Genomic DNA, 13,866 nt, shown 5'->3' on the forward strand with positions numbered 1-13,866 from the left:
TGACTCCCCCTTATTCAACCGTTAATGTAATATTATCAATTAAACGTGCATTATCAAATTTCACTGCAATTGCAAGAATGACTCTTCCTTGAATTGTTTCTAATTCTGTTAAAGTTGGATACGCATATACATCCACATAATCAACAATCCCTTGTGTATGTTGTTCAATATATTCCTTCACAATCCTTGTAACTACATTAGGATCACGTTCCCCCTCTGCAATTTGTTCTTTCGCCCTACATAGGCTGAGATATAAATGCGGTGCTTCCTCACGTTCTCTTTGTGATAAATATACATTACGCGAACTTCTTGCTAATCCATCCTCTTCCCTAACAATATCGACAGGTACAATTGTAATCGGTATATTGAAGTCACTTACAAACCCTTCTATAACAGCGACTTGTTGTGCATCTTTCATACCGAAGTAAGCACGATTTGGCATTGTAATATTAAATAGCTTCATCAATACAGTCACAACACCTGCAAAATGCACTGGTCGTTGTTTGCCGCATAATACGTTTGTACGCTTTATAACTTCAACTTTTGTTGTCTGTTCTGCAGGATACATTTCTTCTACGCCTGGATAGAATAAATAATCAACACCATTTTCTCTTGCTACTTTTTCATCCCTTTCAATGTCCCTGGGATAGCGATCTAAATCCTCATTTGGTCCAAATTGTAGTGGGTTTACAAATACACTTAAAATAACGACTTCATTTTCTCTTCTTGCTTGGCGTAATAATGTAGCGTGCCCCTCATGTAAAAATCCCATCGTTGGAACAAAACCAATTTCTTTCCCACTTGCCCGAATTCTACTCGCAATTTGCTGCATCTCTTGCACTGTTGTTACAATTTTCATCACTGTTTCCCTCCGTACAATGCGGTACACTCTTCCTCTTTCATTGTGAATGAATGTTGTTCTTCCGGAAATTGTCCTGCTTTTACTTCAGCAACATATTGCGCGATTCCCCGTACAATTTCTTCTTGAACTGACGTATATTGTTTCACAAACTTTGGGACACGCGTCACCCCATACGAAATGAGATCATGATAAACAAGTACTTGACCATCTACTTTACTACCTGCACCAATACCTATTGTAGGAATTGTCAGCTGCTGTGATACAAGTTCTGCTAGTTGCATTGGTACGCATTCTAAAACGATTGCCATCGCACCAGCTTCTTCACATTTCTTCGCGTCTTCTAACAATTTCTTTGCGCTTTCAGCATCTTTCCCTTGTACTTTATAACCACCTAACACACCTACAGATTGAGGCGTTAAACCAAGGTGTGCCACAACAGGAATTCCTGCATTCGTTAAATAGTGAATAATTGATACAACTTCGCCTGCGCCTTCTACCTTTACTGCATGTGCCCCGCTCTCTTGCACGATACGACGTGCATTATGCATCGTTTCTTGCAATGATACGTGGTAAGACATAAACGGCATATCCGTTACAATAAAAGTTTCCTTCGCTCCGCGGCGCACGGCTTTCGTATGATGAATCATATCATCTACCGTGACCGGAATAGTTGAATCATATCCAAGCACAACCATTCCAAGAGAATCCCCTACTAATATCATATCGACCCCAGCTTCTTCTGAGAGCTTTGCAGATGGATAGTCATACGCAGTAAGCATCGTAATCGGCTCACCTTTCTCTTTCATTTTTAAAAAATCTGTTGTCGTTTTCAAAAACTACTCCTCCTTTATTCAGGAGAGAGGAGATGGCCGAAATCATATAAAAAACCCCTCTAGCCACAAAAGGGCAGAAGGGTTGTGTTAGTCGGCAAAATTCATCCCTCTGTCCCAGTCCGTTGTTGGATCAAGGCAGAATCCAAATTATTTTTCTTCATCGCTTCAAATAAGGGTGCAGTTCAATTAGATACTGCCCATATTCGAACTAATTATAGCAAACTAAGAAATATAATTGCTACATTTTTTTGAAAAAATAATTTTCTACTCTATTCCAGTATGTGAAATTTTAAAAATAACAGTAACTGTAACTTTTGAATACAGTTTAATCAAAAATATGCGAGAAGCTCTGATTCTTCGTCATATATCGACTTTGTCTTTATAAAAAAGATTGTTCAAAATGATTTCTTCTTCAGCTAGTTTTAGTTTGTTTTGTATAAAAAGTGTAACCATTTTCTATCTGTGTTGTTCAACAATTGCGCACGATTACCGACAAAAAAATTCTGCATTTCAAAGCTACAGTAACGTATCATTAGCCAGTTTATTCTTACTCCCGTCAAACATGTAAATAAAAGAAGCTCCTAAATAGGAACTTCTCTTCACTTAATTTCTATATCAGCAGAATGAATATGATGCAGTTGACCTTTATCATCTTCTAACATGAGTACGCCATCTGATGTAATTCCTTTTGCTACACCTGTAATTGTATCTTTCATCGTTCGAGCTGTGATTTCTTTTCCTATGCTTATTGCATAACTTTCCCAAAGAAGTTTTATAACCGAAAAACCATTCTTTATATATTCTTGATATAGCTTCTCCATTTGTAAAAAGATTTGTTGCATAAGCTCTGCTCGCACAATTGGTTTACCGAATTCAATTGCTAAAGATGTTGCGATTTGCTTAATTTCATCAGCAAAGTGTTCTTTTCCTTGGTTAGCATTAATGCCTATTCCCATAATAACAGCGTTAATTTTATCAGGATCAGCTTGCATCTCTGTTAAAATACCGACAGCCTTTTTCCCTTGAATTAAAATATCATTAGGCCATTTAATTCCAACATTTACACCTGTACTTTTTTCAATTGCTTGCGCTACACTAACAGCTGCTAATAATGTAAGTTGAGGTGCATGATGAACTGGAATTGCCGGACGTAGAATAATACTCATCCAAATTCCAGTCCCTTTTGGCGAATGCCATTTTCTACTCAAACGACCACGTCCTGCCGTTTGTTCTTCTGCTACAACAATCGTTCCTTCTGCAGCTCCTTCATAAGCCAGTTTTGCAGCAATATGCTGCGTAGATTCTACAGATTCTTCAAAATAAATCGTTCTCCCTATAAATTCTGTCTGTAAACCTAATTGAATTTCATTTGCTGTTACCTTATCTGGTTTACTTGCAATTCGATACCCCAGGCGGCGCACCGCTTCAAGTTCATATCCTTCACTACGAAGATCCTCCATATGTTTCCACACAGCGGTTCTGGAGCAGCCCAGCTTGTCACTAATTGTTTGACCAGATACAAATTCACCATCTGCTTCAGAAAAAACTTGTAATAATTGTTTTCTTATAGTAGATTGCATCCGTGTAGCCACTCCTTTATTTTTTCTTTCTCATTGTCTAATTGCTTTTGTAAAATTGCTTCTTCAATGCTTTGCAACGCGGATGCTACCCATGGTCCCGGCGTTTTTTCTGTCCATTCTAATAGATCATTACCACTTACCTTCATTTCTTGACGATTATGAATCGGTAATGAATCAAATAATAACTGCACCTTATTGACAGAAAGCGAATCATATTTTTCTATACTTGCTTGATAGACTCTTTCAGCCATTAAAGCAACCTGTAAGCCGGTTTTATATAAGGCAACTGCATCCCAAGACTTTGTTTTTCTAAAGCGGATTGCTAATATAACAGCTACTATATCTTTTATTTTTTTATTGGAAAACTTCCATTGACGTAAGAACACAGATGGATGTTCTTCTCCAACACAATATAGGAAAAATGCCCATGCCTCGATATCCGTTTCAAAAGAATCCCAGTTATATTGCGCAGCACTTAAAATTTTCTCTTCTGACATTTGTAAATATGGCAAATGCGTAAATAGCTTCGTCTCTACTAATTGCTCAAGCCCTTGTACACAATATGTACCTGTCAACAACTTTTCAAACTCAACTGTAATTCTTTCAATTGCTATATGTTCTAGTAAATGTCCATACATTTCGATTGCCTGCTTTGTTTCCTCTTTTAAAGAAAATCCGAGCGTACTAACAAATCGGATACCACGCATCATGCGTAATGCATCTTCTTGAAAACGGGAAGCGGCATCTCCTACTGTTGCAATTTCTTTCTTTTCAATCGCCTCTTGTCCACCAAACAAATCAATGATTTCCCCATGTTCAGTCATCGCAATTGCATTCATTGTAAAATCACGTCGCTGCAAGTCTTCTTCTAACGAACGAACAAATTGAACGCTGCTCGGCCGGCGAAAATCTTCATATTCACTTTCTGTCCGGAAAGTCGTCACTTCATAAGGGATTCCTTCTTGTAAAACAATAACAGTGCCATGTTCAATACCAACAGGAACATGTCGCGGAAATAGATTCATTACTTCTTCTGGTAGAGCAGATGTTGCAATATCGATATCACCAATTGGTCTATCAATAATGAAATCTCGAACACTCCCTCCAACAAAATATGCTTCATGTCCATGTTGTTTTAATATCTCAATAATTGCACCAGCTTGTTTAAATCGTTTCATATTTGTCATCCCTTAGTATGTCATAATAAATCGCCTCATATTGTGAAACGATTTTTTCCGAACGGAATTGCTCATATACAGCTGCCATTGCTTGCTCTGCCATATTCCGGTGGATATCGTCATTTTTCAACAATTGTATCGCTTGCTCAGCTATACCTTCGATATCCCCAACTTCACATATATATCCTGTTTCGCCATGTTGAATCACTTCTGGAATACCTCCAACACGCGTACCAATACATGGTACACCACATGCCATTGCTTCTAGCAAAACAAGGCCAAAGCTTTCTTTCTCTGATAAAAGCAACATTAAATCGCTCAGTGCAAGAAGCTCTGCAACATTATCTTGTTTTCCTAAAAACAAAACATTTTCTTCAATATGTAAGCTTTTCACTAACTGTAAAATAGTACAAAATTCTGGTCCATCACCAACAAGTAGTAATTTCGCATCCACTTCCTTTACAATTTTAGCAAATGACTGAATAACATCTTGTACACGCTTTACCTTGCGAAAGTTCGAAATATGAATTAATACTTTTTCATCTTCACGTATGCCATACTCTTTCTTTAGTTGGGACATATCTCTTTTAAAATAAATACGCTCATCAATAAAATTGTATACAGTCTGAATCTCTTTGTTCGGTTTCACAAGTTCATCTGTTTCTTGAATTAAGGAGTGAGATACAGCAGTAACGACATCAGACTGTTCGATACCAAAACGTATTAAATTATTTAAAGAAGGATCTGATCCAAGTACAGTAATATCTGTTCCATGTAACGTTGTAACAATTTTAATATGATCTCCAATCATTTGCTTCGCTAGATATGCACAAATCGCATGTGGTATTGCATAATGCACATGTAAAATATCAAGCTTTTCTCGCTGAGCAACCTCTGCCATTTTACTTGCCAATGCTAAATCATACGGTGGATACTGAAAGACCGAATACTGATTTACCGTTACTTCATGAAAATAAATATTCGGATATACTTTATTTAAGCGAAACGGAACCCCAGATGTAATGAAATGAATTTCATGACCGCGTTCAGCTAGTTGCTTTCCAAGTTCCGTTCCAACAACTCCCGAACCACCTACAGAAGGATAACATGTAATACCTATTTTCAATTTCATTTACATCCCCCTATTAAATCAGCATGTAATAAAACTGGCTTCTTACTCATAAATCCTTCAGCATACATAACTCCAACTTCTTTTCCAAACATTTTCTCACGAGCGATTACTGTTTCCACATACCCTTCTGTTAAAGGTGTCTTCACACCATCACTTCCAGTTGCAAATTGACTTTCATACGCTTCTAATGCTGCTACCTTTTCAGAAAGTTGTTCACTAATATCTATACAGAAATTTGGTTTATGAAAACCATTAATCATATAATAATAAAAAGATTGCACGCGGTGCGGTGGAAATTCCGGCATATATTTACGAACAGCCGCTGAAAATACCGCTTCTTCCACAAGCTTTGCACAATTCGCATGATCTGGATGACGATCTTCATAATATGGTGCAAAAATTAGCGCAGGCTTATATGTACGAATAACCTTTACGATTTCACGAATATATTCTTCTTTCATATACAAACCACGGTCCGGCATCGCTAAATTCATTCGCGTTTCTACTCCCATAATACGTGCAGCTGCCTGTGCCTCTTTTTTTCTTATCTCAATCGTTCCGTTGGAAGATAAATTAGCCTCTGTTAAATCACAGATACCAACTTCATATCCTTGTTTCGTATATTTTGCAATCGTGCCTGCCATGCCGATTTCAACATCATCAGCATGGGCACCAAACGCTAATATATGTAATCCACTCATAATTGTTCCCCTCATTTTCTTAACTTTCGGTAGTCTAAATCTCCCCGGTTTAAAGCATGCATTAACATTTCAGCACTTGCCATATTTGTTGCAAGCGGAATCGCATATACATCACATAAACGAAGCAACGCATTTACATCTGGTTCATGCGGTTGTGCTGTTAACGGATCTCGGAAGAAAATCACCATATCTAAATCATTTTTTGCAATCATTGCACCAATCTCTTGATCACCACCAAGAGGCCCTGATTGATACCTTGTAACAACTAAACCTGTCGCCTCCATAATACGAAGCCCTGTCGTCCCAGTTGCAAAAAGTTCATGTTGTTCAAAGATTGGTTTATATGCGTATGCAAACGAAACCATATCATCCTTCTTTTTGTCATGTGCGATTAAGGCAATCTTCATCCGTTTTCTCCCCCTTTAGTCGATGATATTCTCTAATCCATATACAAGATGATCAAGATTCATTACTGTTTCAATAGATAATTTTACTCCAGACATAAATGATGCCCGGTTGAATGAATCATGACGAACCGTTAACATCTGTCCATCTCCGCCAAACAACACTTCTTGATGTGCAATGAGCCCCGGTAAGCGCACACTATGTATATGAATGCCGTCCACATTTGCACCACGTGCTCCTTTTAATTGCTCAGTTTCATTTGGATGCCCTTGTTGTTTTGGCTCACGGTTTTGACGAATTAAATCTACTGTTTTCACAGCAGTTCCTGATGGAGCATCTAGTTTTTGATCGTGATGTAATTCAATTACCTCAACGTCTTGGAAATATTTCGCTGCCATTTGAGAAAACTTCATCATAAGTACTGCACCAATTGCAAAGTTGGGGGCAATAATTGTACCTACCTGTTTCTCTTTCGCAGCGTCTGTTAAATGTTGAAGTTCTTCTTCTGTAAATCCTGTTGTACCAATCACAGAACGAAGACCATGTTCAACTGCAAGTGTAACATGTTCCTTTCCAACTTCTGGTGTCGTTAAATCTAGCAATACATCGGCTTCTACTTCATTTAAACAAGTACGTAAATCAGCATAGATTGGTGCATGAAGTGCAGGCATTCCCGGAAGATCGGAAATTTTTTCACCACCATGTTTATAATCAACTGCCGCTACTAATTGAAAATGCGGCGTTCTCTCCATAAGAAGCACTGCTTCATATCCCATACGTCCTCTTGGCCCAGCAATAATTACTTTAATATCTTTCATTACTCTTTCTCTCCCTCTTCAATACGTGTCCAGCGATCTTTATCACGTGTATTAAATTTATTCATTACAATGTTATGTGCTGTTTCTAAATCAATATGTAAGCTATTTGCCATACAAATCATAACAAATAATACATCTCCAAGTTCTTCTTCAATTGTTCGAGTTTTTTCAGTCATTTTCTTCGGCTTCTCACCATAATAATGATTCACTTCTCGTGCAAGCTCACCCATTTCTTCTGTCAAACGAGCCATCATTGCAAGCGGACTGAAATATCCTTCTTTAAATTGACTAATATATGCATCCACTTCTTGTTGCATAGCTTTCATCGTTTTTTGTTCCATACTATTCACCTCAAATCCTTCCTCTTTCATGTTAGCCAATTCATGGCGATTTGACAAATATTATTCCTCTTTCAGCCCTATTTGCCACGTATTTTGGGATAGACTATAATAAAGTGAAACTTTCCTTTGCAAATGCTCTTCTTGCAAAAGGTGAATTGAACCAATCTGGCTCCTACTGATGGTTTCCTTTCCATTGCTATATTCCACTATTACAGTGGAACAAAATAACAATTACATATTAGGAGGATTTCGATATGAAAACCAACTTAAAAATTCAAAACATTGCATTTATTTTGATTGGTTCTGCTATTTTCTCGTTTGGTATCGTAAACATTAATATTGAAAATCACTTAGCAGAGGGTGGCTTTACAGGCATTACATTATTACTTTATTTTCTATTTTCACTTGATCCATCTTATACAAACTTACTCTTAAACATCCCTCTCTTTTTTGTTGGTTGGAAATTACTAGGGCGAACCACTTTCTTATACACGTTAATTGGGACATTTAGTGTTTCTTTATTTCTTTGGATCTTCCAGCGCTACGAAGCATTAAATTTACATTTAAACTTACAGAATGATATGACGTTAGCTGCCTTGTTTGCAGGTGCCTTTATCGGAATTGGCCTCGGAATTATATTTAAATATGGCGGGACAACTGGTGGTGTTGATATTATTGCACGATTAGCACATAAATATATCGGCTGGAGCATGGGAAAAACAATGTTTATGTTTGACGCTGTTGTCATTGTCATTTCAATTCTCACATACTTATCCTACCGCGAAGGTATGTATACGTTAGTTGCTGTCTTTATCGGAGCGAAAGTAATTGATTTTATGCAAGAGGGGGCATATGCAGCGAAAGGGGCAACTATTATTTCTGACAAAAATGACGAAATTGCAGCTAAAATTTTATCTGAAATGGACCGTGGAGCAACTTTTTTGAAAGCGGTTGGTTCCTATACAAAAATCGAGCGAAAGGTACTGTATTGTGTCGTTGCGAAAAATGAAATCGTAAAATTGAAAAATATTATTACCTCGATAGACCCTCATGCATTTGTTGCAGTGAGCGATGTACATGATGTCGTTGGTGAAGGGTTTACATTAGATGAGAACAAAAACCCGTTACATCATTAACGATTTGAATTCTTTGTCTTTAACATATTTGTTTGCTAAAAACAGCTAGAAAAGCTCTCAATCCTTGATAAGCTTTTCTAGCTGCTTTACCATGCTACTCTATATAACTCCTCAACTTTTCTAAATCATCATAAATTAATGCCAATAAACTTCTATTATAAAAAATGGAAGCTGGATGAAATGTCGGAAAAACGTTATACACTTTCTCACTCCATACAAAATCGGTACTTTGATTATGTTTCAATTTTCGAATGGGTTGCTTTAATAATTCCCCATGGATATCCATGATCTTTTTATTCGATCCCACTAACCGTTTTAATGCTATATTTCCCAGCGTTACAATAATGGGTACTTCAATTTGCTCTATCTCATAATCTAATAAAGGGGCATGTGCAAGTATCTCTCTCTGAGTGGGGGTTCTATTATATTTCTTCTGAATTACCTGTCCGCTTCGCTCTCTTTTCTCTTTCCATGTATAAGGCCGACTTCGAACAACACTCGTAATATATACCTCTTCTCTTGTAAGGGCGATACGTTCTAAAAATCTCATCAATTCCTTCCCCGCTCGTCCACTAAAAGGAATCCCATTATGAATCTCCGTTTCACCAGGCGCTTCTCCAACTAACATTAACTTCGGGTTTTCAGGGCTTTGTCCACTTAAAAAACCTTCTAATTGGTATGAATCACTCCGCTCTTTCACAGATTTCACCAAATGGTCTGGATATTCTATTTTCTTCACCTTCCTTCATCATTACTCAACTTATATTTACTCGCTTTCTCATGACCGTTCTTCAATTTTATCTTTTCCATTTATTGCAGATAATAAAAAAGACTATCAAAATTGATAGTCTTTAGTCATCACTACGTTGCATACCTGTATAAATTAATACGAGACGAAGCAGTTCAAATATCGCTACAGCTGCAGCTGCCACATATGTTAACGCCGCTGCATTCAATACTTTACGCGCTTGCCCATATTCATCTGTCGATACAATTCCAAGTGCTTCAATTTGCTGCATCGCACGTTTTGAAGCATCAAACTCAACTGGTAATGTAACAAGTTGAAAAACTACACCTGCTGCCATTAAAACAATTCCAAGCAACAATAAACCAGACATTTGTGCAAACATACCAATTAAGATAAAAATCCATGATATATTTGAACCAAAATTCGCCACAGGAACTAAAGAATGACGAACACGCATAAAGTTATAATCTTTCGCATCTTGAATCGCATGTCCTACTTCATGAGCTGCTACAGCTGTTCCCGCAACAGAATGCCCATAATAGTTATCCGTTGACAATCGAACTGTCTTTGCTGTTGGATCATAATGATCTGATAAATGCCCTGGTGTTTCTTCTACAGCTACGTTATACAATCCGTTTTCATCTAAAATTTTTCGAGCCACTTCCGCTCCTGTCATACCTGATGTTGAATACACTTGAGAATACTTACTATAAGCACTACGTACTTTAGACTGTGCATACAGCGGTATGATCATAATGATCGCGAAGTAAATTAAGTAAAACATCATGAACCTCCAGTGAAGTCGTAATTATTAGTACTTTTCATTTTATTTTTTTCTTTACACATTGTCAACAAAGAAACCTTACAATCCTTGTCTATATTATTAATATTATCGATCTTTAGAATGTATCCCACTCGTGCGTTTCGCTTTCTCCCCCTTATATTTTCTCCAACCAACGTATGTTAATGTGAACAAAATAAGCCCACCTGTAATTGTCATAAACCATATGAGAGAAGAATCTACTTCATCTTTCTTTGCTATTTGAAATATCTTTTGTAAATCTCCTTTTATGATTCCTAGTTGCGTTTGTCCACTTTTATTTTTTAACATCGCATTACGAAATTCATCCAAATAGGACAAATGCGCATTTACACGTTGTGATTGACTTTCTGGCAACGCAATCAGTAAGCTTGGATAAATCACATCAAATTCATGTAAAAATGTATTTAACGATTGCTGGAAACTCTCATCATCTTCTGTTTGAAGTGCTTTTTCAACTTTAGCAAAAGCTCCCATAACCTGTCCTTCCCGTTCTATCCAAAGCGGTTGATACTTAGATACCTCTGCATCTACCGCCAGTTGTAATGCCATGACATCGTCTACTTTTATTTGCCTGTCTACACTTTCTTCTCCAAGCGATTGTTGTGCTTTATCATAAGCTAAAGAAATTACCCGGAAATGCATAGGTGCTAGTTTATTTTCCTTTTCATTCTCATGTAAGACAAATTGCTCTGAGAAATGTTGCAATACTTGTGTTGCTTTCTCATACTCTTCTTGTTTTACAAGTTGCACAGAATCGTCTAACAACGCTGTTAATGCATTCCATTTTTCAGCATATATACGTACTGGAAACAATATAATCAGAAACGTTATCATTCCAATTACGGCTCTCTTCATTCCGGTCCCCCCTATAACTACTAGTACAAAATATGTTACGGTGGACAAGAATAGAACAGAACGATGCTGAAAAATATTTCATTCTAATTTATTACAAGATGAAAGTTCCACTTTATGAATACGTATTTTTCAATAAAGCTCTTCTCTTTCTTCGTAAATAGCGATACATAAAATAGCAAATCGCACTCCCACATAAAATGAATACTAAAATGCCACATGCTGCATGCATAAAAAATTGTTCTGGTAACATTAAAATAACAGGATCCGTCTCACTATCAAATTGCCAATAATCATTACTAAAAAGAAGTTTGTGAAAGAGTACAAAACTCTTTTCGAAATTAATGGCGATGGGTAAAGTAAGTGCAATCGGAAATAGAATAGTCAAAATTGCTCCATGTAATAAAAACTTCACTTTTCTTTTACGTAACAAATACCATCCACCTAATAAAGCAATACAAAGCGCTACAAACATCCCGTATTGAATGTTAACTAAAATATTTTTCACATCAACGAAATGAATTCGTCCGCTTGTTGACATATCCAGTGTCGGAAACTGTAATGATCCCTGATAAAAGGGGGAAAGATATGTAATCAGTACATCATAATTTTTCTTAATTTCTGACTCTGTCATATTCGCTAAATCTGGTATATTTAAAAACTGTATATCTGCATAATATAACCATTTTCCATATACAACAATTGTAATTGCAATAGCAAAAATAAAAAATGCAATGCAGTATGAGACAATAGAATTTATACAGCTATCTAGCACTTTTATTCCTATCTTATTTTCACTCATTCACTTTCCTCAATTCCTCTAATGTCATAATAAAAACTGCTTTCGATTCCTTCTCAAACAATAATAATATGTAATAGCTAATACAACAATACTTAACCAAAATGTAAAATAACCAATCTGTTCAACAAACAAATGCATAATACCATATCTCGGCATTTGCCAAAATAAATAATCGATTACATCATTATGTAATGTCCATATGCCCGCTACAATAAAATGCCACTTTTTAATCCGGTAAAACGGAGCATACAATAAACCTTGCACGACCATTGCAAAATGCGAAAATACCAACATATATCCTATAAACCCAAGATCGCCCTGAACCATAAACATAATACCATTTACAACAACAGCCCAAATACCATATTTCATTAACGAAACGATCGCTAAAGCTTCTAGTAGTCCCCAATTTTTATTAAGCAAAAAGGCCAATAATACAAAAACAAAAAAGAAACTGGCAATCGGACTATCAGGAACAAATGGCCAAAATATTAATGAAGTTTCCATTAGTTGATCTCCATACCACATAAAACCATATATTGTCCCTAAAATATTAATGATAAGTAAAAATAATAAAACTGAACGCTGTCTTAATAACGCATACAAATAAGCCAAACTATATGTACAACACCTTTCAAATATAGTAATTCTTTATTAAGCATAAAACCATTCCTTTTAAGCTTGAGAGATCATCCGCTCATGAGTAAGTGCTTTTTAGCCCATGCCGTGTGAAAACAGAAAGCCAAAATGAGTAGAGAAATTCTTTTGTTTTCATAACCACAACTTATCTGTCAAAAAACAGAATATATTTATATATTATAACAAACTTCCTCTTCCAAATAGAAAAGCCGACTACAAAAAATTGCAGTCAGCCTTCGCTTATTTTTTATTATATTTCGCAATAAATTCCGAAAGTTTCTTCAACTCTTCATCCGTACCTTTAAAGATCCCTTTAGGCATTGCACCTTTTCCATCTTTCGCAATCTTTGCGATTTCTTCTGGTTTTAACGTTAAGTTTTGTAATGCTGGTGCTGCTGCACCTCCTTGTAAGTTATCACCATGGCATGTTAAACATGTATTTTTTTGCATTAATTTATAACCTTCATCATTTTTATCCACTGGTGTCGTTTTAACAATTGCACCTTGTTTTTTTGCAGCTTCCCAGTCATGATGTGCCACAGACTCCCATGTTAAAAAGATGATAGAAGCTATTGCTAAAAGCATAAATCCAGTTGCCACTGGACGTTTCAATGGACGTCTTTCAGGACCTCGATCGAGAAATGGAGCCAATAGCAATGCTCCAAATGCAATCCCTGGCATAATAAACGCACCGATTACAGTAAATGAGCCTGATGCATATGAGTATTTTAACAATTGATATAAAAATAAGAAGTACCAGTCTGGAAGTGGTATATATCCTGCATCAGTAGGATCCGCCATTCTTTCAAGTGGTGACGGATGCGCCACCGTTAAACATAAATAACCGATTAAAAAAACCGCACCTACCATCCATTCTTTTAACAAAAAGTTCGGCCAAAACGCTTCTGTTTTCCCTGGATATTCAGAATAATCTTTTGGGATATTTGGTTTACGTGCTACAGGTACTCGTGAATCTCCCACAAACTTCATCCCTTTGCCGCGATGCATAATCTCCC

16 protein-coding genes are annotated in these 13,866 nt (G+C 36.6%); 1 reads left to right on the forward strand and 15 read right to left on the reverse strand.

Going from position 1 to position 13,866, the window contains the following annotated elements:
• Positions 1–10 precede the first annotated feature (10 nt).
• The 9 genes from panC to ACX5JI_RS13300 all read right to left on the reverse strand — a co-directional run bounded on the left by panC (position 11) and on the right by ACX5JI_RS13300 (position 7,850).
• Positions 11–859, reverse strand: coding sequence for a pantoate--beta-alanine ligase (panC, locus tag ACX5JI_RS13260; protein ID WP_459501500.1), 849 nt, complete (start codon positions 857–859; stop codon positions 11–13).
• Entirely contained in the window at positions 859–1,695 is an 837-nt protein-coding gene (gene panB, locus ACX5JI_RS13265; RefSeq protein WP_459501501.1) for a 3-methyl-2-oxobutanoate hydroxymethyltransferase, read from the reverse strand. Before panB ends, panC begins: the two co-directional genes overlap by 1 nt.
• Before the next feature lie 599 nt (positions 1,696–2,294).
• Complete coding sequence (locus tag ACX5JI_RS13270) at positions 2,295–3,275, reverse strand: biotin--[acetyl-CoA-carboxylase] ligase (protein ID WP_459501502.1); 981 nt, start codon at positions 3,273–3,275, stop codon at positions 2,295–2,297.
• Positions 3,260–4,453: a CCA tRNA nucleotidyltransferase gene (locus tag ACX5JI_RS13275; RefSeq protein WP_459501503.1), complete on the reverse strand. Its 1,194-nt coding sequence runs from the start codon at positions 4,451–4,453 to the stop codon at positions 3,260–3,262. Before ACX5JI_RS13275 ends, ACX5JI_RS13270 begins: the two co-directional genes overlap by 16 nt.
• The gene (bshA, locus tag ACX5JI_RS13280) at positions 4,440–5,585 is read right to left on the reverse strand and encodes an N-acetyl-alpha-D-glucosaminyl L-malate synthase BshA (protein ID WP_459501504.1); all 1,146 of its coding nucleotides are present in this window, start codon (positions 5,583–5,585) and stop codon (positions 4,440–4,442) included. The genes ACX5JI_RS13275 and bshA overlap by 14 nt, the downstream gene beginning before the upstream one ends.
• The gene (bshB1, locus tag ACX5JI_RS13285; RefSeq protein WP_459501505.1) at positions 5,582–6,286 is read right to left on the reverse strand and encodes a bacillithiol biosynthesis deacetylase BshB1; all 705 of its coding nucleotides are present in this window, start codon (positions 6,284–6,286) and stop codon (positions 5,582–5,584) included. The genes bshA and bshB1 overlap by 4 nt, the downstream gene beginning before the upstream one ends.
• Before the next feature lie 11 nt (positions 6,287–6,297).
• Positions 6,298–6,693 carry a methylglyoxal synthase gene (gene mgsA, locus ACX5JI_RS13290; protein ID WP_459501506.1) on the reverse strand — a complete coding sequence of 132 codons (396 nt, stop codon included), beginning with the start codon at positions 6,691–6,693 and terminating at the stop codon, positions 6,298–6,300.
• Between the two features lie 15 nt (positions 6,694–6,708).
• Complete coding sequence (gene dapB / locus ACX5JI_RS13295) at positions 6,709–7,509, reverse strand: 4-hydroxy-tetrahydrodipicolinate reductase (RefSeq protein ID WP_459501507.1); 801 nt, start codon at positions 7,507–7,509, stop codon at positions 6,709–6,711.
• Positions 7,509–7,850, reverse strand: a complete 342-nt coding sequence (locus tag ACX5JI_RS13300) for a nucleotide pyrophosphohydrolase (protein WP_459501608.1) — start codon at positions 7,848–7,850, stop codon at positions 7,509–7,511. Before ACX5JI_RS13300 ends, dapB begins: the two co-directional genes overlap by 1 nt.
• 254 nt (positions 7,851–8,104) lie before the next feature.
• Here ACX5JI_RS13300 and ACX5JI_RS13305 point away from each other — a divergent pair, with 254 nt between their 5' ends.
• Positions 8,105–8,986, forward strand: a complete 882-nt coding sequence (locus tag ACX5JI_RS13305) for a YitT family protein (RefSeq protein ID WP_459501508.1) — start codon at positions 8,105–8,107, stop codon at positions 8,984–8,986.
• Positions 8,987–9,080: 94 nt separating this feature from the next.
• Here ACX5JI_RS13305 and ACX5JI_RS13310 read toward each other — a convergent pair whose 3' ends face one another.
• The 6 genes from ACX5JI_RS13310 to qcrC form a co-directional block, all read right to left on the reverse strand.
• Positions 9,081–9,725 (reverse strand): uracil-DNA glycosylase, encoded by a 645-nt coding sequence (locus ACX5JI_RS13310; protein WP_459501509.1) that lies wholly within the window; start codon positions 9,723–9,725, stop codon positions 9,081–9,083.
• A gap of 112 nt (positions 9,726–9,837) precedes the next feature.
• Complete coding sequence (locus tag ACX5JI_RS13315) at positions 9,838–10,518, reverse strand: zinc metallopeptidase (RefSeq protein ID WP_459501510.1); 681 nt, start codon at positions 10,516–10,518, stop codon at positions 9,838–9,840.
• 105 nt (positions 10,519–10,623) lie between these two features.
• Complete coding sequence (gene ypjB / locus ACX5JI_RS13320) at positions 10,624–11,412, reverse strand: sporulation protein YpjB (protein ID WP_459501511.1); 789 nt, start codon at positions 11,410–11,412, stop codon at positions 10,624–10,626.
• Positions 11,413–11,524: 112 nt separating this feature from the next.
• Positions 11,525–12,211, reverse strand: a complete 687-nt coding sequence (lit, locus tag ACX5JI_RS13325; protein WP_459501512.1) for a lipoprotein intramolecular transacylase Lit — start codon at positions 12,209–12,211, stop codon at positions 11,525–11,527.
• A 24-nt stretch (positions 12,212–12,235) separates the two neighbouring features.
• Complete coding sequence (lhaT, locus tag ACX5JI_RS13330) at positions 12,236–12,826, reverse strand: lipoprotein heptaprenylglyceryl N-acetyltransferase LhaT (protein ID WP_459501513.1); 591 nt, start codon at positions 12,824–12,826, stop codon at positions 12,236–12,238.
• A 264-nt stretch (positions 12,827–13,090) separates the two neighbouring features.
• Positions 13,091–13,858 carry a menaquinol-cytochrome c reductase cytochrome b/c subunit gene (gene qcrC, locus ACX5JI_RS13335; protein WP_459501514.1) on the reverse strand — a complete coding sequence of 256 codons (768 nt, stop codon included), beginning with the start codon at positions 13,856–13,858 and terminating at the stop codon, positions 13,091–13,093.
• Between the last annotated feature and the right edge of the window lie 8 nt (positions 13,859–13,866).

The sequence above is a fragment of the Bacillus sp. C1 genome, from assembly GCF_054570475.1.

Coding starts and splice junctions, on each gene's coding strand:
- panC (WP_459501500.1), bottom strand. CDS start 859: ATGAAAATTGTAACAACAGTGCAAGAGATGCAGCAAATTGCGAGTAGA.
- ACX5JI_RS13270 (WP_459501502.1), bottom strand. CDS start 3,275: ATGCAATCTACTATAAGAAAACAATTATTACAAGTTTTTTCTGAAGCA.
- ACX5JI_RS13275 (WP_459501503.1), bottom strand. CDS start 4,453: ATGAAACGATTTAAACAAGCTGGTGCAATTATTGAGATATTAAAACAA.
- bshA (WP_459501504.1), bottom strand. CDS start 5,585: ATGAAATTGAAAATAGGTATTACATGTTATCCTTCTGTAGGTGGTTCG.
- bshB1 (WP_459501505.1), bottom strand. CDS start 6,286: ATGAGTGGATTACATATATTAGCGTTTGGTGCCCATGCTGATGATGTT.
- mgsA (WP_459501506.1), bottom strand. CDS start 6,693: ATGAAGATTGCCTTAATCGCACATGACAAAAAGAAGGATGATATGGTT.
- dapB (WP_459501507.1), bottom strand. CDS start 7,509: ATGAAAGATATTAAAGTAATTATTGCTGGGCCAAGAGGACGTATGGGA.
- ACX5JI_RS13300 (WP_459501608.1), bottom strand. CDS start 7,850: ATGGAACAAAAAACGATGAAAGCTATGCAACAAGAAGTGGATGCATAT.
- ACX5JI_RS13305 (WP_459501508.1), top strand. CDS start 8,105: ATGAAAACCAACTTAAAAATTCAAAACATTGCATTTATTTTGATTGGT.
- ACX5JI_RS13315 (WP_459501510.1), bottom strand. CDS start 10,518: ATGTTTTACTTAATTTACTTCGCGATCATTATGATCATACCGCTGTAT.
- ypjB (WP_459501511.1), bottom strand. CDS start 11,412: ATGAAGAGAGCCGTAATTGGAATGATAACGTTTCTGATTATATTGTTT.
- lit (WP_459501512.1), bottom strand. CDS start 12,211: ATGAGTGAAAATAAGATAGGAATAAAAGTGCTAGATAGCTGTATAAAT.
- qcrC (WP_459501514.1), bottom strand. CDS start 13,858: ATGCATCGCGGCAAAGGGATGAAGTTTGTGGGAGATTCACGAGTACCT.